Annotated in this window: 19 protein-coding genes; 8 read left to right on the forward strand and 11 right to left on the reverse strand. The window is 44.3% G+C overall.

From position 1 onward, the window contains the following. Nucleotides 1-7: 7 nt before the first annotated feature. The 3 genes from L3C95_RS12625 to L3C95_RS12635 all read right to left on the reverse strand — a co-directional run bounded on the left by L3C95_RS12625 (nt 8) and on the right by L3C95_RS12635 (nt 4023). Nucleotides 8-1141: an epoxide hydrolase family protein gene (locus L3C95_RS12625; RefSeq protein WP_236387590.1), complete on the reverse strand. Its 1134-nt coding sequence runs from the start codon at nt 1139-1141 to the stop codon at nt 8-10. A 78-nt stretch (nt 1142-1219) separates the two neighbouring features. Next, nucleotides 1220-2059 carry a helix-turn-helix domain-containing protein gene (locus L3C95_RS12630; RefSeq protein WP_236387593.1) on the reverse strand — a complete coding sequence of 280 codons (840 nt, stop codon included), beginning with the start codon at nt 2057-2059 and terminating at the stop codon, nt 1220-1222. Nucleotides 2060-2418: 359 nt separating this feature from the next. Next, entirely contained in the window at nt 2419-4023 is a 1605-nt protein-coding gene (locus L3C95_RS12635; RefSeq protein ID WP_236387595.1) for a GH39 family glycosyl hydrolase, read from the reverse strand. 428 nt (nt 4024-4451) lie between these two features. Here L3C95_RS12635 and L3C95_RS12640 point away from each other — a divergent pair, with 428 nt between their 5' ends. Further along, on the forward strand, nt 4452-6065 hold the full coding sequence (locus L3C95_RS12640) for a serine hydrolase domain-containing protein (protein ID WP_236387597.1): 1614 nt from the start codon (nt 4452-4454) through the stop codon (nt 6063-6065). A 240-nt stretch (nt 6066-6305) separates the two neighbouring features. After that, complete coding sequence (locus L3C95_RS12645) at nt 6306-7520, forward strand: toll/interleukin-1 receptor domain-containing protein (RefSeq protein WP_236387599.1); 1215 nt, start codon at nt 6306-6308, stop codon at nt 7518-7520. Between the two features lie 199 nt (nt 7521-7719). Here the strand turns inward: L3C95_RS12645 and L3C95_RS12650 are convergent, their stop codons facing one another. Next, nucleotides 7720-8694, reverse strand: coding sequence for a cyclase family protein (locus tag L3C95_RS12650; RefSeq protein WP_236387601.1), 975 nt, complete (start codon nt 8692-8694; stop codon nt 7720-7722). A gap of 26 nt (nt 8695-8720) precedes the next feature. Next, nucleotides 8721-9008 carry a putative quinol monooxygenase gene (locus L3C95_RS12655; protein ID WP_236387603.1) on the reverse strand — a complete coding sequence of 96 codons (288 nt, stop codon included), beginning with the start codon at nt 9006-9008 and terminating at the stop codon, nt 8721-8723. A 204-nt stretch (nt 9009-9212) separates the two neighbouring features. Here L3C95_RS12655 and L3C95_RS12660 point away from each other — a divergent pair, with 204 nt between their 5' ends. Beyond that, entirely contained in the window at nt 9213-10052 is an 840-nt protein-coding gene (locus L3C95_RS12660; RefSeq protein WP_236387605.1) for an SDR family NAD(P)-dependent oxidoreductase, read from the forward strand. Between the two features lie 94 nt (nt 10053-10146). Continuing rightward, on the forward strand, nt 10147-11145 hold the full coding sequence (locus L3C95_RS12665; protein ID WP_236387607.1) for a phosphotransferase: 999 nt from the start codon (nt 10147-10149) through the stop codon (nt 11143-11145). Nucleotides 11146-11204: 59 nt separating this feature from the next. Here L3C95_RS12665 and L3C95_RS12670 read toward each other — a convergent pair whose 3' ends face one another. The 3 genes from L3C95_RS12670 to L3C95_RS12680 form a co-directional block, all read right to left on the reverse strand. Then, entirely contained in the window at nt 11205-11921 is a 717-nt protein-coding gene (locus tag L3C95_RS12670) for a hypothetical protein (RefSeq protein ID WP_236387609.1), read from the reverse strand. An 89-nt stretch (nt 11922-12010) separates the two neighbouring features. Further along, entirely contained in the window at nt 12011-12784 is a 774-nt protein-coding gene (locus tag L3C95_RS12675; protein ID WP_236387611.1) for an isocitrate lyase/phosphoenolpyruvate mutase family protein, read from the reverse strand. 93 nt (nt 12785-12877) lie between these two features. After that, nucleotides 12878-13693, reverse strand: a complete 816-nt coding sequence (locus L3C95_RS12680) for a helix-turn-helix domain-containing protein (RefSeq protein WP_236387613.1) — start codon at nt 13691-13693, stop codon at nt 12878-12880. A 510-nt stretch (nt 13694-14203) separates the two neighbouring features. On the opposite strand from L3C95_RS12680, the gene L3C95_RS12685 reads away from it, so the two are divergent. From L3C95_RS12685 to L3C95_RS12695, 3 genes are all read left to right on the forward strand, one after another. Next, entirely contained in the window at nt 14204-15481 is a 1278-nt protein-coding gene (locus tag L3C95_RS12685) for a TCR/Tet family MFS transporter (RefSeq protein WP_236387614.1), read from the forward strand. A gap of 465 nt (nt 15482-15946) precedes the next feature. Beyond that, entirely contained in the window at nt 15947-17587 is a 1641-nt protein-coding gene (locus tag L3C95_RS12690) for a tetratricopeptide repeat protein (protein ID WP_236387616.1), read from the forward strand. A gap of 99 nt (nt 17588-17686) precedes the next feature. Next, the gene (locus L3C95_RS12695; RefSeq protein ID WP_236387618.1) at nt 17687-20317 is read left to right on the forward strand and encodes a T9SS type A sorting domain-containing protein; all 2631 of its coding nucleotides are present in this window, start codon (nt 17687-17689) and stop codon (nt 20315-20317) included. Nucleotides 20318-20431: 114 nt separating this feature from the next. Here the strand turns inward: L3C95_RS12695 and L3C95_RS12700 are convergent, their stop codons facing one another. From L3C95_RS12700 to L3C95_RS12710, 3 genes are all read right to left on the reverse strand, one after another. Further along, nucleotides 20432-20839, reverse strand: a complete 408-nt coding sequence (locus L3C95_RS12700; protein WP_236387620.1) for a DUF6157 family protein — start codon at nt 20837-20839, stop codon at nt 20432-20434. 127 nt (nt 20840-20966) lie between these two features. Continuing rightward, nucleotides 20967-21968, reverse strand: a complete 1002-nt coding sequence (locus L3C95_RS12705) for an aldo/keto reductase (protein ID WP_236387622.1) — start codon at nt 21966-21968, stop codon at nt 20967-20969. Next, on the reverse strand, nt 21946-22575 hold the full coding sequence (locus L3C95_RS12710) for an NAD(P)H-dependent oxidoreductase (protein ID WP_236387624.1): 630 nt from the start codon (nt 22573-22575) through the stop codon (nt 21946-21948). The genes L3C95_RS12705 and L3C95_RS12710 overlap by 23 nt, the downstream gene beginning before the upstream one ends. Nucleotides 22576-22677: 102 nt before the next feature. Between L3C95_RS12710 and L3C95_RS12715 the strand changes: the two genes are divergently transcribed. Beyond that, a complete protein-coding gene (locus tag L3C95_RS12715) occupies nt 22678-23580 on the forward strand; it encodes a LysR family transcriptional regulator (RefSeq protein WP_236387626.1) in 903 nt (300 codons plus the stop codon). Nucleotides 23581-23627 lie beyond the last annotated feature (47 nt).

A 23627-nucleotide genomic window follows, 5' to 3' on the forward strand; every position in this document is an offset into this window, starting at 1 on the left:
TGACCGTTTACAAGCTGCCATGAAAGAAATCTCTAAGTTCTTTAGCATATAGATCAGGCACATTCAACGCGGCAAAATGACTGCCTTTTTCTATGATATTAAATCGTTGCACATTCACTTTCCTGTTGACCCATTCTATTGGAAAAGGAGCTTCTCCCGGGAATAAGGACACGCCGGTCGGAACTTCAACCTTCATTTCCGATTTTAGCCCTGTTGACCAGGCGGCCTTACCTTCCTCAGCATATGTACGGATCGAGGTATTAATGGTTTGTGTAATCCAATATATCATGATATTAGTGATTAGTTCGTCTTTCGTGTAGTGACCGTCCATATTTTCAGGTTTACCCGACCAACCATGGAACTTTTCAATTATCCAGGATGCCAGGCCCACAGGGGAATCGTTTAAGCCGTAACCTAGTGTCTGAGGCTTTGTCGTCTGCATAAGGTTAAACGCTCCTTCGGCAAAAAACCATTGTTGAATAAAGCGGCCAAACTCCTGCTCCGGCGCTGACATCGTTGACCAGTCTTCCTGTCCGTTTGGATAGCCAACGTCCGTTATATGGATAGCAGAAACCTGTGAAGGATACTGATTGGCCAATGACTTGCTGATTGTTGAACCAATATCGCCTCCCGCGGCAAAAAACGTTTGGTATCCTAATACCTCTGTCATCAGCTTAGCCCATAAACGGGCAGTTTGGTCACTGCTTTGGGGAACTTTGTCCGAAAACCCAAACCCAGGTATGGAGGGGATGACAAGGTCAAAAGCCTCCTCTGCATTGCCGTTATGGCTTTCGGGATCAGTAAGCATAGGGATCACTTTATGAAACCTATAGAAGCTATCGGGCCAGCCATGCGTTAATATCAGAGGTTTGGCATTCTTAGATTTTCCCTTAACATATATAAAATGCACATTGATACCATCTATTTCTGTCTTAAACTGAGGAAATTTATTCAGATAGGTTTCCTGTGTTCTCCAATCATATTTATGCTGCCAATGATCTACCAGTTCACGTAAATACCCTGGGTTGGTACCATAATGCCAGTCAGCGTTTTCTGGCTCATCAGTCCAGCGCGTCTGTTTTAATCTTGCAGATAGATCGCTCAAAACTTCCTGTGGTACTTCTATTTTAAAAGGTGTCATGTGGGTTACTTTTTTTGTTTACACAAATTTAGCGGCCTCCCACTTAAACCCATTGTAAAAAATTTACCTGCCCATAACCTAAGGATTAGCAGGAGGTTGTAAAATCATATCCGCAACAAGACTATTTTCCTCCATCTCCATTTGTGATAGCAAATATTGCGTCGGTTTGATGCCGGTAAACTGGGTAAATTCTTTGACAAAATGTGCCTGATCATAATAATCATACTCATTGACAAGCGACAACCAGTCTGTCTTCTCCTTAAAGGCTTGAATGTCCTTAATCACCTTTTGAAACCTATGGAGCCTTTGCAGGTATTTGGTTGAAAAACCAGTATGTTGTTTGACGATATGTATGACATGTTTCTGGGAGTAACCGGATTTTTTTATTAACCAATCAATGGGTTTTTCAATGTTCCTGTCAATAAATTTCACCAGAGAATCTTCAAAGCGCAGATCGTTAGTGTATCGCAGGAAATAACTTTCAATATGTCCAAACAACTGCAGGACATCAGCTGTATTAATAAGTTTTTGGTATAAATCCTTAAAGGAATTACCTAAAAGCAATTCGGCTTCCAGACAAACAGGATGGATGGCTGTTATAGGGATCTTTGTTAGTGCATAAAAACCACCGGTTGTGAAGCGTACACTGAGAATACTTGAATCCTGCCTGTTTTCATATAAAATAGCCTGTGTTTGTGTACCCGATATCCAGGCATTTTTCATCACCCTCTTCTCTTTCAGATCAGTGTCAAGGAAAGCAGTATTGATGGTCTTTTCCTGCAGTTCAATGACCAGGTTGACACCTCTATCCGGAAGCTCTTTGATATACGGGATGGCGGAATTTGAGCCACTAACATACACGATATGTTGAATGTAATCAGATAAAGGATAAGCCGGTATATGTTTATGGAACTTCATGATCTATGGATAATTTCTGCCAAAAAATCTGAAAAAACAAATAAATAATCCTTTCATACTGGCGCTTAAGGGCAGCCTGGCTAACTGGTAAACCTGCTCCAGATCCCGGGCAAATTAGTTCCACAATTGCCTCCCGCAGACCGTAAATAACTGGTGAGTTTAGCTAAAGATCAAAGAGGACGTGCCAAAAATAAATGAGCCTCCTGAGAATAGCTTAAAAGCCTGTCGGTCTCCGTCAGGTATCCGAATAAAAAGAACCCGTATCTTACTTTTGACACGGGCTCTTTGCATTATCATTCGATTATCTTGCAGGACGAGAAACCCTGTTGGAGGCTGTACGGTGGCAAGATATCCCAACACTATCGCTGGCTTTTGCTGTCCGGAGCTGCCAGGCTAAGAAAGAAAACATCATTCTCCCGCATCTCAAGCTCCTTTAAAACAGGTTTCCCGCCTTTTACTGTAATGGTCTCCTTCGAAACCGGCGCGCCATCGTTTCTTTTTTTAATCTGCTCCACCTGTTGCCTTGTAAGTTGCGACGGCCTCCCCATCGATAGATAGTCAGCATAAGCGTCATTGCTCCGGTACCCCACTTTATATACTTCAAGAACATATGTACCGTCGGGTACGTTTGAAATATTGATCTTCAGCTTTCCTTTGGATTTTGATGGCAGGTCACGGATGTAATAATCCTGGTTATGAACTGAATCTCCCGGGTGTGTATTGGTGAAGTCCCAGGCCAGCAACTGGACATTCCCTGATACATCTTTGCAAGCCCAGGAAGCGGAATCCTTATTCACCAATTCAGTATTTCCCAGGCGGTTCAGGAACTGATATGCATAAAATACCGGCTTGTTAATACCCTGGATGTTCAACATTCCAAATCCTCCATGAAAAGGTGTATATCGGGGTCCCGCCTCTTCGAAAATATCAGTGAACACCCAATACGACATAGAATTCGCCGCATTGCCCACCTGCTTTAGCTTTTGCAGCACATACGCGGCTTCATGATAGCTATCGTGAATTGGATCGGATGGCGTATAAGACGCGCTCCATTCAGTGTAATGCAGTTCCAGATCAGGCAGTGGTGAGCCAGTAATTTCTTTCCGTGACTGAAGTACATCACCGCTGACGCTCGCAGGATTTTTATCGAGTACCGTACCGGAGTTGCCAAATTCATCAAGATATCCCTGTTTTACACCATAGGCATGTGTGCTTACAAAATCTACCGGCACCTTATTTTTATAACAGTAATCGATAAATTCACTTTCCCATGCCGCACCCGCTGTTGCCGGACCGCCTACCCTGTATTCCTTATTTACACGCTTAATGGCCTCAGCAGAATACTTATACAACTTGAAATAGTCCTGCTGTGTTCCTGACCAGAATCCGGGCGAAAGATTCGGTTCATTCCACACCTCGAAATACCAGGTCTTTACCTCATCAGCACCATATCGTTCTGTGAAATGTGCTGTAAGGGCATGAATCAGACCGGCCCATTTATCATAATCCTTCGGCGGGGTTACGTTACCACGCCACCAGAAAATGGTTTCATTGCCACTGGCAAGCGCGCCAGGCATGAATCCTAATTCAACAAAAGGCTTCATTCCGATGCTTTGCAGAAAATCGAACAACACATCGACGTACATGAAATTGTATTCGGGATTGCCATTCTTATCCTCCTTATAAACGGCCATGTCGTCTGTTAAAAGTCCGTGCATTCGTATGTACCTGAAACCACATTCTTTTTTCACATAGGCTAGTTGCTGCTGCCAGTCGGCCCTTAATCCCTCATTAGCCCTGCCTGCACCTACACACTCCTTGAACATCGTATTCAAAGGGCCTTTCTGTTGGCGGAAGTCAATATTGATAAGCCTTTCCGGTTTCCCGTCACTTTTCTTCCGGGCAAATGTAACGCTTGCCATGAGACAAGCCATCAGCAATAAGGTAACAGTAGTTTTTCTCATTCTTTACAAAGCTATTTATTATAATAATTTCACTATGTTTCGCACAACGTCGTCGATGCCGAGGTCACGGCTCTTTATTCCTTAAGATGTTATTTTATTGTTCATATCCAGAGGAACACCCGCAGAGGTGATGCATAAAAAATGGAGAACATAAGCCGGATGGCGGTATAAAAACTTCATAACCAGCATTTTCATCGTGGAATAATAAGACAAAGTTATACCGCTCCGTTTGTAATAAGGGGGTGCATATGTTTTGAAATAGGGTATAAAATGTTACAACTGCCGAAAAACATGACCTTATCAACAGGACATATCTGTTTTAATTGTCAATTGGACTATTATCAACGCATCTTTAACACCGGAATCATATAATAATTCAAAACAAATTATTCCGTAGATTTAAGACAACATAAAGTAACCCAATTACCATGACCTCGCGCCGTACCTTTCTCAGACAATCTTCTCTGATCACCACAGGTCTGATGACCAGTAGTCTGTTGGCCGAAGGCTTCCCTTCCATACCAGGGTCCCCTTCTGATCAACTCCGCTCAAACCTGAAGCACACCATGCAAATGTTGCGCATTCCAGGCATGCTGGCGGCGGTGGTAAAAGATGGTCAGCTGAGTTTTGTGCAGTGCGAAGGCTTTGCTGACCTTGAGCGTAAGGCGCCTATGCGTCAGGATATCATCTTCCCCGTGGCATCTTTGACGAAAACTTTTGCGGCAGTAATCATGGCCCAATATGACCAGGAAGGGAAAGCCTCTCTGAACGACTATGTCCTCGACTACCCTTTTCTGTCGGTAGGCTTTACCCCTGAGCGCCTTCCAAGTCCTGATGTGCGCATCTGGCACGCGCTGAGCCATACGTCTGAAGGAGTGCCGGGAACGGAATACATTTACAACGGCGGGCGGTATAATTTCGTGTATGGTGTTTACGAACATATAAGTGGAAACACTACACATTATGAGGCTTTTGCAGATGAAGTAAAGAAACGCGTTGCTACGCCGCTGGGAATGCAACATACATATCCGGGATACCCGAAAGACAAAACGCTGGATCCATCCAGGATCGTTACCACCTATCAGCTGGACAAAGCAACCGGCAGATTTTCAATTCCGGATAAGAACCAGGCCACGCAGACAATCTTATATCCTTCAGCAAACCTGTTTACTTCACTGGAGGATCTGGTCAAATACACTAATGCCCTCGACAATAACCTCCTGATCAGCAAGGATACCTATACCAGGATCACTACTCCGGTGGTGACACCCCAGGGAAGGAAGCATCCCTATGGCATTGGCTGGGCCAGCCAGTTATTTGAAGATAAACAGGTACACTGGCACTATGGATATGGCGACTCATTTGCGGCACTGATAGTGCGTGTTCCCTCCGAGCGCCTGACCTTTATTTTATTCAGTAATGCGGTACCTGCATCTGAGGCATTCCGGCTGGGTTATGGGAACCTGATGAGTTCTCCCTTTGCAGTGTCCTTTCTACATCATTTTGTGGCAAAGAATAAGCTAAAGGATGATGGCTTTGATCTGCTCTTTCCGCAGGCAATGACGCTTTATTACCAGGAACAAACGCTTGGCGCCCATGAAGGCGGAGCCAAAGCATTGCTACGAAACCTTGCAGCAAAAGAACCAGAACGGTTTAAGCAGCCGGATCTTATGCTACTTTGGCTGATGACGACCATTGCAGACAAAGAATTGTCTGAACTTACGGAAAAGGGAATTGAAGCTTATAAGAACAGCGGACGGTTTCAACCGGATATTCACTTGCAGATTGCCCAATACTACCAGCAAATCGGAAAAGCAGAAGCGTCACGCTCCTGGTATCATCTTTTAGCAGATAGTACCGGCTTTGAAGAGCAAGGGTCCGTACGCGATGCCTGTACATATTTGGGTAAACATTACCTTTCGGTCGGGCAGGTACAGCAAGGCAGAAAATATCTGTGGAAAGAAGTAATGGCTAACCGAATAATGAATAACAGCACCGATGATGCAGCAGTTAAGATAGCGCTAATGAACACCGGTAAGTAATGGCGGATTTCGGCTCCCCGGAAAAAGCAATGGACTACTGGGAAACTTCGAGTCGATAACAACAAAAATTATCAGAAATTTCTTATTTAAGCTATATTTATCAATGTTTAAGGAATACTAAAATTCCAACCTATGATAGGCATGAATAAAAAGCCTTTGTATGTTGATGCATGTCACCATAAAACTTCATCAGCAAATTTCAAATCCCCTTTATTGTTTTAATCAACAAAAGTCACCACAATGGATAATATTACTGACCCACAGATAGATGCTTTAATTGTATTTATATCCTATTCATGGGATGATGAACCTCACAAGGCATGGATACTGAACCTGGCCAATAAACTGACCCAAAGCGGGATCCACGTTATTTTGGACAGATATGATCTCCGCGCAGGAAGTAACATGACACGGTTTATGGAGCAGGCAGTCATCAAAGCCGACAGGGTATTATTAATCATGACGCCTACCTATAAAGAAAAAGCAGATGATAGAAAAGGCGGCGTAGGGTATGAAAGTTCAATTATTTCACAGCAAATATATGAAGATCAGGATTCGGAAAAGTTTATTCCTGTTATTCGAAAAGGAACTTTTAAAGATGCTTCACCAACTTTTATAAAGCATCTGATTTCGCACAATATGACAGATGATAGCAAATTTGAAAAAGACTTCGAAGAGCTTCTCCGCGTCATATACGATCAACCGGTTATCATACGTCCTCCATTAGGAAAGAAGCCTGATTTTGATGGCAAGAATGCGGCACATGTCCCGGCAACATCACTCGTAAACAATTCTACTGATACTATCATTTCCTTTGACGTAGAACGCCTTACCGTGGAAGAACTTGAAATTGAAGTAAACGAAATTCAGGCGAAGCTGATTAATCAAGAGTTGTTCACACTTAACTTCAATATTCCCCACTATTCACCGCTTAAAATAGAGCTGGAAACACTCAATGGGATTGATTCCCCTGAGGCAAAAAAAAGAAGAACGATTATAAGGCAAAGCCTAAAAGATATCAATCCTTTTGAAACCGATGCATCAATAGTGTACAGAGACGCTACAATAACTGCAATTAGTCAATTTTTAACACAACGCATGGTGAGTGCAGATTTTGATTTAGCCATTATTTTGCGTGAGGTCTTCAAAATGTTAACTCCAGAGCATCGTTTTATGCAGCCCAACCAGCGCAAATTTGACGTCTTCAAAGATGATGACAGATATGTATTCTCGGTATATATCAGCGAGGAGGCAGTAAATGAGCTTGAAGTAATAGGTCACGGATTCCTCACTAGATTCGCAGGTCTATCCATCATTGACTTTACATATGACGATCTAATACATAAAGTACTTCCTAAAATGTTATGGAATTATCTACGCTTAAAATATCAGAAAAAACAGGAGGTAGACCTAAAGGATTATTTCAATTTTGATTGGTACATAGGAATTGGGTAAGCGTTGCTTTGACTAGTCAAGCTTAAAGCATGCGTATTTTGTTACATTCTGTTACTGGAGATTCACACGACATTTCTACATACCTGCAAAAGAAAAAGACCATCCCCTCACGGCAAAAGCCGGAGATAATATCTCTGGCTTTTTGTTTAGTCTGACAGACGTGGTTGTTTAACCCTGCTACAGTACTCCGGGCAAAGTACTAATGGATCGCAACGGGATTTACATTCACCTGGGTTGAACCAATATACAACGGTTGTCCCAGCACAAACAGGAACTCCCAGACCTTATCCCGCACCAATGCCCGGCTATCTATCAACTCCAGATTATATATTCCCCGCTTGGCCAGCATGAATTGATTGATAGGAAACTCTTCATTGCTTTTGGGATTTGGATACACCTCCGAAGCCCAGGTATCTCCCCCGAAGGCAACAATACCCTGATCGGCCAGCCATTGTGCCGCCTCCATTCCAATGCCTGGTTCTACTTCGAGGAATTGTTTATTATCCTTTCCGATCAGTTCCAGCCACCCGGTGTTGAACAGCACCACGTCTCCTTTGCGGATCGTTATACCCTGTTTTTTAAGTACGGCCTGTATATCGGCTACTGCAAATTCGGTACCACCTGGAACAATCGCTTTTCCATAATATGCGGTCATGTCTAGCACAATACCACGTGTCACTATAGGCGGCACTTTCTCTATACCAAGTTTCTTTACACCTTCTACAGTAACAAAGTCTGCAGCTTTATTCCCATTGTAATAAACATTGTCTATGCCTATATGGCCGATGCCATTCAACTGCGTTCCAACCCCCGTCCAGGCGTTCACCATTTCATCATTGAAGCTGAACTTGTTTGGACCCGCAGTTTGTCCAGCCTGTTGGCCGGGCTGAATATTATATAAATGAAAGGAACGATGGCGAAATGCCGGCAGATGTTTGTCCACCGGGACTGCCAATGGATAAGTCTTTCCGGTCTTTACCAGCTTAACAGCCTCCATAACCACCTGTGGAGTTAACAGATTAGCGGCACCTATTTCATCATTCTTTCCGTAAGCGGATAAATACCATGCACTATCAACCTTTTGTTGATTTGCCTGCTGAGCATACAATGACAAACTGTTTGTCAATAATACGCCTACCGATACTGCAATGCTTATTAAATCTCTTGTTTTCATTGTTTGATGTTTGAAGTTCATTATCCTTATATTAGGCTTGTTAATAAAACAACCGGCCTTTCCTCCAATTTCTCTTCAACAAGCGCTCCAAAGGCTTTAATATATGGCTGCTGATTATGTTCATCTAATCCCTCCTTACTCTTCCATATTTCATAAAAGGTAAACAGGTTCTTATCTTCAATGCCCTGATGTAAACTGTAAAGTTCGCATGCTTCCTCTTTACGCGTATGCAGCACCATATTTTGCAATACAGCAGCTACCTCCTCTCTGTATGCCTCTTTTGCTTTGATAATAGCTGTTAAATAAATTTTCATAATAGTATTTCCTTTGATGAGACAAAATTAGATAACCCACTACCCCTGGTAAAATAAGATGATTTATACTACTGTATCATAATAATGATATCGATACCCCTCGCCGTTTGTGACCTACATCACGTAACCACCACCTGAATCCGTCGCACCTTTGTATTGCCAGGGTAACCGCTTAACCAGCCCTGACCGCTAAAACTAAAATCTATGAACAATGCAAAAGTCTGGTATGTAACAGGGGCCTCACAGGGACTGGGACTTACTCTGGTAAAAAAACTGCTGGAAGCCGGTTACCGTGTGGCGGCAACTTCACGTAACGCACAAACATTAAAAGCAGCAGTAGGACTGATAGATGCGGAGCGCTTTCTTCCGCTGGTCGTTGATCTGAACAATCCAGATTGTATCAATGAATCTGTTCAGCAGACAATCACCACATTCGGCCGCATTGACGTTCTTGTCAATAATGCGGGATATGGCATGATGGGCGTCGTGGAAGAAACTGCCGAACAGGACATCAGGAAGATCTTTGATCTGAACGTGCTGGCTGCTGTTCATGTAGTAAAGAGCGTATTACCCCTTATGCGCCAACAACAATCAGGCTACATTATTAACATTGGTTCAGTTGCAGGATTTGCCGGAGCACCTGGCTGGTCTGTTTACTCGGCTACCAAGGCTGCGATCGCAGCGTTTTCCGAAGTGCTTGCACTGGATGTTAAAGAATTTGGTATTAAGGTAACCATCGCGGAGCCTTCCGGTTTTCGCACCGGATTTCTTACAGAAAACTCCCTGGCAAATATTGAAAGCAGCATTGAAGGTTATAACGCGGTTAAATCTGCACGGGAGCGTTATCTGGCAGGCAATGGCAAACAGCCGGGCGACCCTGATAAGGCATCAGCCATACTCATTGAGCTCGCAGAAAGTGACCAACCACCCCTTCATTTATACCTCGGGCAGGATGCCTACAAGCGGGCATCCGAAAAGATTGCCGACATGGCCGCAGAACTGGAAGCATGGAAACGTATATCCATTTCCGCAGATTTTCTGTAATACCCCCGGGCATGTATTTCTTTCAGATTTGTTCATAATCAAAAAAATATATTTACATTAAATTGCATGGAATTACCATTTAAACCCATGCTATATGTCACACATCCTCTCCCAACACATCCCTGCCCCGTTGACAGCTGCCGTTGAAGCGGCTTTAGAGCAAACATTCGGCACCAGCAGCGTTAGTGATATTTCATTGCTGGCCGGCGGACTTTCGGCAACTCCTGTATTTAAGATCATTGTTAACGATCAATCTTATGTGCTGAAACTGGATAGCACAACTTCGTTTCCTGCTAATCTGAAACTGGCGGCAGATGCAGGCATTGCTCCAGCTGTGCACTACCACAATACAACAAATGGCATTTCTATCAGTGGCTTTATCAACAGTACCCCGGTGCGCACTGTTTTCGGACCTGATAGATTACCACAGGCACTGGCCGCAACTATCAAGGCTATTCACAAGGTACCATACCAGGCAGACGGTAATGATCTGCGGGGAACCATTGACGGCATGATAGCAGGCTTCCGGAAAAACAATATCTTGTCAGGTCCGGTATTCGATGAATGTTTCAGCAACTATGATACTATCAGAAGCAAGTATCCATGGAATGATCAGGAACAGGTATTCAGCCACAACGATCTGAATCCAAGTAATGTCTTATGCGATGGAGAAAGGATCTGGATCATCGATTGGAGCGTATCTTCTCTAAACGACCGGTATATCGATCTGGCCAATGCTGCCAATTTCTTTGTGCATGGCGAAGAACAGGAAAAAGTATTTCTTAATACATATTTTGACGGTGCAGTAGATGATTATAAAGTTGCCCGCTTTTATATTATGCGTCAGGTAGGGAGGATCATTTATTCCATGCTGATGTTGCAACTTGCGGCACAAGGTAAACCGAAGGATTATGCACATAACCAGGACATGGAAGGCATCACGCTGAAAGAATTCTACCCGCAGATGGGAGCTGGTAAAATATCCCTGGCTACTTATGAAGGGCAGTTCATGTACGGGAAAGCCCTGCTGAATGAGGCTGTACAGCAGATGCGTACTCCTCGTTTTGTAGCAGCACTCGCAGTTCTTGGATAAATGCCGGTATAACACAATCCCCTGTTATAACTTCCAAATATTTATAACAGGGGATTATACTACGGCCCGACACTTCTTCTTCTTCTTGATGTCGGTTCCACTAATTTCCAGTAATCAGGCTCATCAAAATCAAATTCCACTTCTTTCTGATCAGGGGAATAATTCACAACAACAGGCAAGCCCCTTACCTTGTCGGCAGTGACCATAAGGTTATAATATTTTTCTCCTGTCTCAACAGATTCCTCAAAAACCGCTATGCCTCTTTTCGGATCAATGATATGAACCACGACTTTGTGAATTCCTGTATAGGGGCTTTTCAGTGTGAAACGGTATGTAGTACTATCAACTTTGCTAAAGGATATTATTCTATTTGCGAGAGGGCCTTCCCCGCAATAGTCTATATAGGTAGAATCCGTTACTCTGACCATAGAATGATACATAAAATCACTGGGATGATAAACGTAAAATTTCTCCTTATGTTGATATACCTGTATCCACCTCCTGGGAAACTCTTTACTGGTAAATCTTGTTAGCCGCTTATCTTTGACGAGTGCCAATGTGTTGGCGTAAATTTTCTTATCATCGCCGGTGAAACTGAAATCGGAGATCGCTTTGTAATATCCTGACGCCGGATTGGTATCAATAAAAACAGCGTGATAGCCGGTAGTTCGCTTCTCTCTCAATAGAAAGACTGTATCTCTCTTTCCCGTTGACTGCGCACAGATAGCACATGTATACATTGTCAGCAAAACCGTCAGTATATATCGAATTTTCATGGTAGGGACATTAGCGGATCTTATCCAATCAATGTCCTTCTTTGCATTGATTAGTTTCCCGCTTCCGCCAAGATACAGCGAATTTCGAGTTAAAACAGACCGGCAAAACTATTTTCTGATCTGATCTTTGAGATAGTATGCTCAAACTCTTTGTAAATGTGCATGTTCAAAAATGGTCCGTCACTAACTCTTTTTACGCCCGCCTTTTGTAAGGCATCAAACGATGGCAGGCCAGGTACACACATCACACTTACCGGTAGTTTTGACGATGCAGTGACCTTCTCAATATCCGCTATCTTGCTGATGCAAGGGAAAAACAATCCATGTACGCCGGTTTCCTGGTAAATTGCTGTTCTCGCAAGCGCATCGTTCAATGCATCCGGCACATTGAGCAAGAAGCTGTCACATCTTAAGTTTACAAACATTTTAACGCCATCCTTATTGAGCAGCTCCATTACCTGCCGGAGTTGCTGTGCAAACTCTCCTGCATCCCTGATATGTCTTTCACCACCGGTTACAGCAGAATCTTCGATATTAATACCAGACACGCCTGCCTCATACAAGCGTTTGATATTACTGCTGATATCTTCTGCAGTACGCCCATATCCCCCTTCTATATCTACTGTTAGTATCGCATTGGTTGATGCAAGGATCCGCCGAACAACGAATAAATAATCATCAAAGGCCATCTCCTCTCCGTCAGAGAAACCCAGGGATGCTGCCACAGCAGCACTGGATGTACCCACTGCCTTAAATCCCTGCGCTTCATATACTTTAGCGCTCTGTGCATTCCATACGTTTCCGATACGTAATAAGTCATTGCTGTGATGCAGTGCTAAAAATTCGTCAAATCTGTTTTTCATACGCTATATTATTTTGAATGGATGTATCTCCTGTTTATCTGATAGCAAAGCTATTACAGTAAGACAAGTACAAATTGTATAAAACGGAAAAGATTAACTGCTTGCCAATACCTGGTTGAGCGCTGAAGCCTGTTTGGCAAAAGTGTTGGGCGTAACACCGGTAAAAAGCTTAAACTCTTTTATAAAGTGTGCCTGATCAAAATACCCTGAACTGTATGCAATACTGGTCATTTTTTCCTCCTGCTGGGAAATAAGGTTCAGGCTGTGCTGGAAGCGGTTTATTTTGTAAAATAACTTCGGGGCTAAACCGGTATACTCTGAAAACAGCATATTCAGATACCTTGTAGATATATTATGGCGATGAGATAATGAAACGATATTATCATCGCTGTAATTCTTCTTAAGATAATGAACGATATCTCCTACAAAGCTTATCTTGTTATGTCTCTTTTCTGACGCTTCCAGCTTCTTCCATAAATATGTTTCCATCAACGCTATTCTTGCCTGCAGCTCCGGCGTTTCCAGCAGCCTGTCATGCAATGCTCTCAATGACGGTCCCAGGACGTCAGCGGCGTCAACTATTTTATTATTAAATGCTGATACCTGCCCCTCAAAAAAGTAAGCGGCCGAGTGCGGATAAAACTTGAAACCCAGCATAACGTTCCGGCCAACGGATTGTATCATTAAAGGCTTTGTGATCTGACCCCAAAGTTCAACAGGTGGATTCGTATAGAAAGTATCGCCTTCTTTTGATCGCCAGTTGCCCGTTCCTACATTAAAAATCACTTCCATCGTTCCGCTTGGGAACACAATGTCATCGTAGCTCCTGTCCGAATCTGATTCGTAGTAGTAGAAGCACTTGATATATGGCTGTAATTTCGGGCCTGGAAGTATTTCTTTGAAAATCATCAATACAAATATAAACGTATTGCTGAAGGCAGCATTGTAAAAAACGGAACTGTTTTTCGCTTACAGATTCACCGACCTAATCCCTGCTTTTACCGGTTTTTTCCACAGCTTTACCTTTAGCGGGTTGCAGTCGCCTGTTGTACCGATTACTTTTGCATCATGAAACAGCTACTGTTTCAAGCTTGATAAACATACTTAGTTATATCTTATCAATCAAATAGTTACTATGAGACATCCATGCGAAACCATTCACTTTGACGCAATTCCCCCTGTAATTTGGCGTATTTGCCTCCCCTGATATTAAGTATTTCGCACTAAGTTTGCGTCAGAGGAAGCAGTATATGCAAATACAGATCAACAACAATCATATTAGCATCGATAATAACACGTTTGCAGATAGGTATATGATATGCATAAGTGGTCACTATGCCATATCACTATATACATTCTAATGTATTACCCTGCCGGAAGGCCACAGTATTCAATTTCATAAGTCTCAATTTCAATTCTATGCATACATCCAGAAAGTCTGCAATTGGCTTTATTTTTATTACTTTATTGATCGACATCATGGGATGGGGATTAATTATCCCCGTTATGGCTGACCTGATTGCCCAGTTAAAAGGTATATCAGTGAACGAAGCCAGCCCTTATGGCGCATTTTTGTTATCCGTTTTTGCAATCACTCAATTCATTTTTGCACCGATAGTCGGTAATCTGAGTGATAAGTTTGGCCGCCGCCCCGTTTTATTACTCTCCCTCCTGGGTTTCGGTATCGACTACATTATTCTGGCACTAGCCCCTACGTATGGCTGGCTGTTCATAGGACGCGTCATAGCAGGTATGACAGGTGCGAGTTTTACCACTGCCACCGCCTACATTGCTGACGTTAGCCCAGATGAAACAACCAGGGCCAAAAATTTCGGTATGATCGGTGCAGCTTTCGGTTTGGGCTTTGTGCTCGGGCCTGCTCTCGGTGCATTACTGGCTACCTGGGGTATCAGGGCGCCCTTTTATGCCGCTGCCGTTCTATGCCTGCTAAACTGTATATATGGGCTCTTTATATTGCCGGAATCACTGAGCAAAGAAAACCGCCGTCCTTTCGAATGGAAACGTGCAAACCCTCTTGGCTCACTGAAATTCCTCACCAAACATCCTGAAATCGGCGGACTGGCATTCAGCTTTTTCCTTATATACCTGGGTGCTCAGTCAGTGCAGGGTAACTGGAACTTCTTCACCATCTACCGTTTTCACTGGAGTGAGAAAATGGTGGGCATCTCCCTCGCCGTAGTAGGTGTACTTGTAGGCGCTGTACAGGCAGGACTGACCAGGGTAGTTGTTCCCAGGATGGGCAATGAAAAAAGTATCTATCTCGGCCTTTCCCTCTACACACTGGGATTAGTGCTGTTTGCGTTCGCTACACAGAGCTGGATGATGTTTGCCTTCCTGATCCCTTACTGCCTGGGCGGTATCTGCGGTCCGTCTATACAATCCGTTATATCCGGACATGTGCCGCCTAATCAACAGGGAGAATTGCAGGGTGCTCTTACCAGCCTGATGAGTCTGACTACTATCATCGGCCCGTTGATCATGAACAGCACATTCAGTTATTTCACCACAGATAAAGCACCATTCTATTTTCCGGGAATACACTTCTTAATTGGCGCCGTGTGTATGCTGCTCAGTATCATCATCACCTACAAGGTACTGTCACGTGAAAAGAAAGAAAATCCAGAATTGAGAAAAGTGATTGCGGGTAAGGATCTGACAGATGTGCCGATGCATTGATTGTCACACCCTTCATAGAAAGATCTGCCGTATACAGCATAAAAACGTCTCATCTCCGGATGGGACGTTTTTATTATTCCTCCCTTCGCTAAAAACCATTGCTGGTGCTAACAATATCATCCTCCCCTGACAACATATAACAACCGGCACCACGTACGACCGGATCATATTGTAACATCCTGTTATCATAAACGTTATACCCACTTGGAGCTAAAAGTCTCTCTCCCGGGAGGGTCATTTTGGCATCAAACCAGGATCAAACCAGCATATGACTAGCATATGACCAGGATTAACTTCCGATTATCCTCCGATCAAATCGGAGGATAATCGGAGGTTAATCCTGGTCATATGCTGGTTACATGCAAGCCATATCACAGCTTTATGTATTTTTTACTATTTTAAACCACCTCGCCAACGGCGGGGCTGCCAACCAAAATCTGTATTTCAAGCCATCTCCTCACATCAATGAAGTATTTAAAGTATTTACTAATAAGCGGCATCCTATTCTCCAGTCTGTATGCTCATCCTAACGGCAAACCTTACTGTGATTCCCTCATTAAAAGAGGCATAGATTCTATGCTCGCCAAAAAGTTCGTGCAGGCCGTTACCTTGCTCACAGAGGCCCAGCACCTCTCTACCGACAACCACTGGCAGAAACAACTGTTCCTGGCCACCAACAATATCGGCCTGACCTACTACTTCATGCTGGACTATGGCGAGGCATTACGGCACTTTTTCAGTGCGTATAACATAGCGATGAAAGAAAAGGACGCCACATTGGAAATGACCGTCCTGAACAATATTGCCATTCTGTACTCCAAGGAAAAGAACTTCGACAAGGCTATCGAATATTTCCTCAAAGCCTACAACATCGCAAAAGAAAAAAACGATAAGATCAGGATCGGCATCTACGCCTTAAATCTGGGTATTGTACACAACGAAACGCATAAACTGGAAAAAGCCCGGGAATACCTCCGGGAAGCAACTGCTTATATGCAGAACGATGCCCGGAGACTGCTAAGCGCCCAGTACACCTATGCCCAGAACCAATTCCAGCAGGGTAATACGACCGAGGCTGACCGTCTGGCCACAAAGCTGCTCACGATGGCCCGCGATTCCGGTTACCGGGACGAACAGATCACCATCAACACCCTGCTTGCCTCGGTGAAACTGAAAGAGAACAACCTGGACCAGGCCCTCTTCTACGCCAGCGAAGCCCTGGCCCGGTCTCCCAACCTGGAAGAAAAAATAGAGCTCCATCAGACATTGTCGGATATCCACTTTAAAAACCACGCCTATGCCCTGGCACTGGCTAATAAAGACTCGGTACTACGGTTCCGGGATTCAATCAACATCATTAAGAACGGCCAGCAATTTGAGAACAGCAAGCTGAAATTTGAGCTGCTGAACTCAAAACATACACTTTCACTAAATCAAGCCGAGATCACCAACCAGCGCAGGTTGCTGTATACAGCGCTGGCCTTTATCGCCATTATCATCGCTTTTTTCATCTGGCTGATACGGATCAAAACTGTGGAAAACCGTCAGAAAGCAGTAATCGCCGAGCGAAGCCACAAGATCATGGCCCTGGAAATTGAGAATGAAAAGAGCCAGAAATTACTATTGGAAGAACAATTGAAGGAGAAGGAAACCGCTGCCCTCCTGGAACAGGAAAGGCTGAAAAACGAGATCGAGATCCGTAACCGTAAGCTGTCCGCCAAAGCCCTGTACCTCTCTGGCAGAAATGAACTGATCGACGAGATCATCACCGCCCTTTCTAAAATACCTGATTTAAGTAAGGACAGTACCAGGCACATTTCCCAGCTCAAAAGTTACCTGCGGACCGACGACGAATGGGATGACTTCAGTACCCATTTCCAGGAAGTGAACCAGGGATTCCTGAACGCCCTCCGTCAGAATCATCCCAACCTGACCTCAAACGATGTCCGTTTCCTGTCATACATATACATGAACCTGAATACCAAGGAAATTGCTTCGCTGCTGAACATCACTCCCGAAGGTTGCCGTAAACGGAAAGAACGCATTACAAAAAAGATGCAACTGGCTGATAATACTTCGCTTTTCGAGTATTTATCGGGGCTATAGGACAAATGTCACACTTTGTCCGGGGCCTGTCCTGTTAATTACATATGCGCTTTGGGAGAAGCGGGGTACTTTCACACAGCACCCAATCGACCAAAATACATGAGAAAACTTTTACTCTTTAACTTATTCCTCTTACTGTTTTTTTCAGCCAATGCCCAGCAGTTTTCCTATGAAGCTACCGGCGACCATGGGAAACTATGGGACGTGACCCAGGATCCCTCTGTACCCGAAAGACTATATGCCATCAGCCTGATCAACCATATCATGGTCTCCAATGACAGGGGCAAGAGCTGGGAGATCTTTTATTCCTTTGAAAACAGCCGCACCCGGATAGCATCTTTCAAATTGCTGCCTGGCAACAAATCATTCTCTTTTGTGGCCATCAATGCACCCGATATGTCAATGAGCGGCCTGTATGTAGTCGACATTGAAACCAAAGCCACTATCAGGCACTATATTACTCCGGACCAATACCTTGGTGCATGGGTGGCCTCCTATGATATTTATGACCCGGAAGGAAAAATCGCCGTCCTTAATACCCAGTACATGGAAGGCTTCTCCCTGGTGATCACGGAAGTCTATTTTACTAAAGATGGTGGTGAAAATATGTCCGGCATTTATTACAGCAGGGAGAACCAGAGTGTCCATGTCAACAATTCGTTCTTTCACCCTGACGATCCCAAAAAGATCTATCTCGCCAGAGGTCTGGGCTCTGAAGGCGTGAACGGAGGACTATTAATTTCCTCAGATGAAGGTACTACCTGGCGGGAGGAACTGGCCGGCAAGGGAGCTTTATCCGCCGTTGCCTTCAATCCCAAAGATCATAAAGAGTTTTTTATAGGTTCCTTTATCAATTTTGGAATAGCTTCTCAGGCGCTTTTCCATACCCTGGACAGCGGGAAAACTTTTGAACAGGTACCGGTGACCTTTACCGACCAGACCCTGGACAATATTGTACAGATAGTATACGATCCGGGCGATAACAAAAACCTCTGGATGACAGATGAGAATGAAATACTGAAAAGTACCGATGGAGGAGCCCACTGGACATCCATCACTTTTCAACCCAGGTCGCCGGTCTACTACTACGGCACCTCCCTGCTCGTCCATCCAAAGAAAAGCAACGACCTGCTGATCTTTTCCGATGCCTGGCCGCAACACAGCACCGACGGGGGAAAAACTTTCACCCAGATCAAACTGCCCTTTTGCGTAGCGTCATCGGCAGCGCTGGGCAACAATGGTAACTCCAGGCAGTTATACTACTCCGTCCTGGGCGGATATGTCTCTAAAAATCTTACCACCGGTAAATCAGCCGCTTACAATATCCAGGCGTACGACCTGGTAAATGTGCGCGAAATGCAGGTCATACCAGATACCACTGTTCCCGGACGTATTTTCCTCTTCCGGGCCAGCGATGGATTCGCTAATCCATCCGAGCTGTTTTACAGCGACGACCTGGGTGCTACACTCAATCAGTTGCCTTCCGACCAGTTTGCAACAGGCCTGGGATTCATTCAGCGGGACCCTAACAATAAAGACCGCTACTGGATTTCCTATTCTTATTATTCTTCCTTCTCAACCCTTTACCGGGTCGATTTCAGTGATGCCGCCAATCCGGAAGCCATACCTGTAACGCTCACTTTCGATGGCTTACTGACGGCTGCATATATTCCTGCCGGCAACAGCGGACAAACAGTCTACATCTCTGCCGGCAGCAAAGTCCACCTTTCACAGGATGGTGGTGCGACCTGGGGAGAAAAGATCCAGGGACTGGACCTGACAGATGGTTATGACATGGTCTGGGACCTGAAAGCCAATCCTTTCGATGAAAAAACGATGGCTGTCGCTACCACCCAGGGCATCTTCCAGACTACAGACGGCGGCGATCAGTGGACATTGTCACTACCGTCTTCCGACTTCAGAAAAGTAATATATTCCAACGCTGCCAACGGGCATATATTCGCAACTTCTCTTTCCACCAATTTTACAGATACGCACATCGCCTTCAGCACCAACAAGGGCGCCAAATGGTCAAATTTATCAGCAGATATGCTCGCATACATTGCCTGCTCTTCGTCCATAGACTTTAAGTTCTACGAAGACCATGCAGATATCTATTTTGCAACGCCGGATCTGGGTGTAGTAAAATATCAGTTGAATAACCTCTTGTCTCCGCAACTGCTGTTCCTTACATCTTTCACCGGCAGTCTGCAGAGAGGTAATGCATTCCTCGAATGGAGAACAAGAAATGAAGAAGGCTTACTACACTACGAGCTGGAGAGAAGTACAAACAATAAAGACTTTTCCCTCATCAATACACAACAGGCAACCAACAGTAACGGTTCTTTCTACTACAAGTACGAAGACCTGGAATTCCCTGCCCTTGCAGCGCAATTTGGTAATGTTTACTACCGCTTAAAGCTGGTAAGTAATGATAACAGTTTCGCTTACTCAGATACGGTTAAACTGACCGCACGCGACATGTACATCTATCCGGTGCCGGCTACCAACGTTATCAATCTGCATGTACAGGGTGTTACACAGGCTGCCAAATACAGGATATTACTGGTGGATGTTTCCGGCAGGCAATATTCCATCCAGCAGTACAACATCCCTACCGGACAAACAACTATCACCATGCCTATCACACGCCTCACCAGCGGCATGTATATCATGCTGGTAGAAACCCGTCCGGGAGATATAAGGAAATTCAAGTTTATCAAGCTATAAGCTGTCCTATGTAATCCTATGTCTGCGAAGCGCCTCGTCTGGGGCGCTTTTTTCTTTTGCTGTCTGCGTATCTGCGATGTTCCCTGCTATCCGTCCATCAAAAACAGTAGTTCCTTAAGCCTTCTTCGACCGCACTGCTTTCACCTGGGTAAGGCTTCTGTCTTTGGAGAAACGCTTGTATTCCTCAGATTCTACTGCATAGATTGCCATCTTCCCTTCGGCATCAAAATGAGCGCCCCAACCGTAGCGTTTGGTAAGAGGCGAGGCACGGAAACACGCCTGGCCTTTGGAAAAGAACTGCTCTCTTTCCAAATCAAATTCCTTTGTTTTCAGATGATTTTTTGCAGCATAGACATGAAAAAGCACATCATCAGAAGTGAACTCATACGGGTTATCTATCAACAATTCAAATTCAATGTTGGCAATGGTCTTCTCTCCTCTCATCGGGGGAACTTCGGCAGCTTTTACGGGGCAGTCTTCCGCAACTTCAATAAACGTATTGTAATAATTGGTGGTCTTCATCTACATACTTTTTATGGGTCAGGTTGACATTACATTACCTGAAATATAAAAAAATCCTGGCAACTTTAGTTACCAGGATCAGAAACTCCTCGCCAAAAGTATATATTAGTTATTTAACACTTCCATTCTATACAGCTAATCCGGCATATACTTTCTCAAGTTCCTTATTGATAAATCCAATCTCATCCGCCGTTAATTGCAGGTTCATGGTTTGTGCATTTTGTTCTGCCTGTGCAGCATTACGGGCCCCAGCAAGGACGATAGTTATACCGGGCTGTAAGGTAGTCCAGCGTAACACCAGCTGTGATAAGGAGGCATTTTTGCTTTCTGCCAGTGGCGTGATGCTATCCAGGAAATTTTTTACCCTTTCAGCAGAGAACTGGCCAAAATAGCCATTACGGTGGTCATCTGTCTTTAAAGCGGCATCTTTGAAATACTTGCCTGTCAGTAGTCCCCTTTCCAAGGGACTATAAGCGATGATCCCCATATTATTTTCGATCGCATAGGGCACTATATCCTTTTCGATACTCCTGTTCAGCATACTGTAAGACACCTGGTTGGATGCCAGCTGAATTGTTTTCTCCGCTTCCCTCATCAATGGAAGATCATAGTTGCTGACACCAGCTGCCCTGATCTTTCCCTGGCTGATCAATGTGTTCAGCGCCTCCATCGTTTCTTCTACCGGCGTGGTAGCATCCGGCCAGTGCAGCTGCAGCAGATCTATATAATCGGTGCCCAGGCGTTTCAGGCTGTCCTCCAGTTCCCTGATAATATTCGCTTTTGACGCCAGCTTGTATACAGGGATTGTTTTCCCATTCTCTGATGCATCAAAGAAGTATTCACCCTTCCCCTGATTACTGCCATCCCATACCAGTCCAAATTTTGTGAGCAGCTGTACTTTACTTCTGTCCATGCCTTTGATAGCAGTCCCAATCAATTCCTCACTCAATCCAAAACCGTAAAAGGGCGCCGTATCTATTGTTGTTACACCATTTTCCAGCGAGGCCTGGACGGCCGCTATAGAGTCTTTCTTTTCATTACCGCCCCACATATTACCACCTATAGCAAATGCGCCATATGTAATAGCTGATAGTTGCAGGTCTGTATTACCTAACGTTCTGTATTCCATTTTTTGTTAATTCAGTTTTTGTAAATACATGCTCCAGATGTTCCCGGTACTGGCCCAGATCCCGTTTCACATCAGCATTCTTTTCTATATCGTGGAAATGCATGCCTGGCAATGGCTGCAATCCGATGAATGCATTCATGCGGTGAAAGCCGAACAGGATCCCTTCATCTACGCTTGTTTGTTTAAAGAACTCGCCCGGCAGTGTAAATGCTTCCTTGGGTGCATTCCATGAGGTGGTGACCATATACTTTTTCCCGTGCAGCATGCCGCCGGTGCCATAATTGATGGCCGGATTGGCAGCCGAACGTCCGTCACTGCGATAGATCCCGGTACCATGCCCTTCTGTGAATACTTTGTCTATGTACTGCTTGAAACCGTGCGGCAGCTGAAACCACCAGATAGGCGTGTGATAGATCACAACATCCGCCCATGTATATTTTGCGACCTCTTCCTTAAGATCGTAGTCATGATTGATGTTGGTGGTTTTAACTTCAAAACCAGGCCTGTTACGGAAAAATTCAGCGGTAGCTGCTGAGATGGTCTCGTTGAACCGGCCGCCGGAATGGCCGAACTGCTGACCTCCATTGATGATAAATACCTTTGTCATAGTGTGTTATTTTCTTTTTGACAAGGCAAAAGTACCCCGGGTACCAGTATTATTAAAACAAGTTAAATCATACCTTTGTATCAGAATTATAATAGTATAATTATGGTCAATCTGGAATGGTACAGAACATTTAAAGCGATATATAAAACAGGTACGCTGACCGGCGCAGCAGAAAGCCTGTTCATCTCACAGCCGGGTGTCAGCCTGCATTTAAGCTCACTGGAAAGTTATGTGGGATATAAATTATTCGACAGAACAGGCAGGAAAATGGTACCTACAGAGAAGGGGAAGGTCTTCTACAACTTCATTATTGAACCGCTCAATAAGCTGGAAGATGCCGAAAAGAACTTTCAGAAAAGTACAGAGAAACATACCCCTACCATCAGCGTGGGAATGTGCTTTGAAACATTTCAGATCACGTTGGAACAGTACATTTCTACATTGCCCTTTAATGTTATCATCCGATTTGGCGACTACCCGGAAATGCTGGATAACCTGGATAAAGGTATACTTGACCTGATCATTACACCGCAGAAAGGCACTTCCGGAAACATTGATCACGAAGCCTTTTCTTCAGAAACGATCGTACTGGTAGCAGGCAATGACGTAGATGCAAAAGCATTTAACAAGGTGGCTAAAGGAAAGAATATGGAAGCAATTGAGGAATGGTTGAAAAGGCAGAAGTGGTATGGAACTACAGGCGATATGGAACACCTGTTCAGGTTCTGGAAACTGAATTTCAATCACCATCCCGACTTCAGGCCCAACTATATTGTACCCAACTTAAACTCCATAGTACGCTGCCTTAAAAGCGGAAAGGGAGTAGCGGTAGTACCTGACTTCCTCTGCAGAAAAGAGATTGAAAGCGGCGAGATTAAGTTACTATGGGAAGGCGCTACTAAACTGAAGAATACATTGTACTTCGGTACCCGTAAGAAGACTGCATATGCCGATGAGATCAACCTGATCAAAAAATTGTTCAGGAAGGTGATGCTGCCTGTATGAGATCTATAACGCCGTTTACCTTCATTTTCAGTATCTTTCGGCAGAGA

Source organism: Chitinophaga filiformis (assembly GCF_021646545.1).
GTDB lineage: Bacteria > Bacteroidota > Bacteroidia > Chitinophagales > Chitinophagaceae > Chitinophaga > Chitinophaga filiformis_A.

What these genes read in the sequence shown, in the direction of transcription:
- L3C95_RS12630 (WP_236387593.1), bottom strand. Translation starts at nt 2,059, where the DNA reads ATGAAGTTCCATAAACATATACCGGCTTATCCTTTATCTGATTACATT.
- L3C95_RS12715 (WP_236387626.1), top strand. Translation starts at nt 22,678, where the DNA reads ATGGTCAATCTGGAATGGTACAGAACATTTAAAGCGATATATAAAACA.
- L3C95_RS12640 (WP_236387597.1), top strand. Translation starts at nt 4,452, where the DNA reads ATGACCTCGCGCCGTACCTTTCTCAGACAATCTTCTCTGATCACCACA.
- L3C95_RS12625 (WP_236387590.1), bottom strand. Translation starts at nt 1,141, where the DNA reads ATGACACCTTTTAAAATAGAAGTACCACAGGAAGTTTTGAGCGATCTA.
- L3C95_RS12635 (WP_236387595.1), bottom strand. Translation starts at nt 4,023, where the DNA reads ATGAGAAAAACTACTGTTACCTTATTGCTGATGGCTTGTCTCATGGCA.
- L3C95_RS12665 (WP_236387607.1), top strand. Translation starts at nt 10,147, where the DNA reads ATGTCACACATCCTCTCCCAACACATCCCTGCCCCGTTGACAGCTGCC.
- L3C95_RS12705 (WP_236387622.1), bottom strand. Translation starts at nt 21,968, where the DNA reads ATGGAATACAGAACGTTAGGTAATACAGACCTGCAACTATCAGCTATT.
- L3C95_RS12690 (WP_236387616.1), top strand. Translation starts at nt 15,947, where the DNA reads ATGAAGTATTTAAAGTATTTACTAATAAGCGGCATCCTATTCTCCAGT.
- L3C95_RS12695 (WP_236387618.1), top strand. Translation starts at nt 17,687, where the DNA reads ATGAGAAAACTTTTACTCTTTAACTTATTCCTCTTACTGTTTTTTTCA.
- L3C95_RS12680 (WP_236387613.1), bottom strand. Translation starts at nt 13,693, where the DNA reads ATGATTTTCAAAGAAATACTTCCAGGCCCGAAATTACAGCCATATATC.
- L3C95_RS12710 (WP_236387624.1), bottom strand. Translation starts at nt 22,575, where the DNA reads ATGACAAAGGTATTTATCATCAATGGAGGTCAGCAGTTCGGCCATTCC.
- L3C95_RS12645 (WP_236387599.1), top strand. Translation starts at nt 6,306, where the DNA reads ATGGATAATATTACTGACCCACAGATAGATGCTTTAATTGTATTTATA.
- L3C95_RS12655 (WP_236387603.1), bottom strand. Translation starts at nt 9,008, where the DNA reads ATGAAAATTTATTTAACAGCTATTATCAAAGCAAAAGAGGCATACAGA.
- L3C95_RS12685 (WP_236387614.1), top strand. Translation starts at nt 14,204, where the DNA reads ATGCATACATCCAGAAAGTCTGCAATTGGCTTTATTTTTATTACTTTA.
- L3C95_RS12700 (WP_236387620.1), bottom strand. Translation starts at nt 20,839, where the DNA reads ATGAAGACCACCAATTATTACAATACGTTTATTGAAGTTGCGGAAGAC.
- L3C95_RS12675 (WP_236387611.1), bottom strand. Translation starts at nt 12,784, where the DNA reads ATGAAAAACAGATTTGACGAATTTTTAGCACTGCATCACAGCAATGAC.
- L3C95_RS12670 (WP_236387609.1), bottom strand. Translation starts at nt 11,921, where the DNA reads ATGAAAATTCGATATATACTGACGGTTTTGCTGACAATGTATACATGT.
- L3C95_RS12660 (WP_236387605.1), top strand. Translation starts at nt 9,213, where the DNA reads ATGAACAATGCAAAAGTCTGGTATGTAACAGGGGCCTCACAGGGACTG.
- L3C95_RS12650 (WP_236387601.1), bottom strand. Translation starts at nt 8,694, where the DNA reads ATGAAAACAAGAGATTTAATAAGCATTGCAGTATCGGTAGGCGTATTA.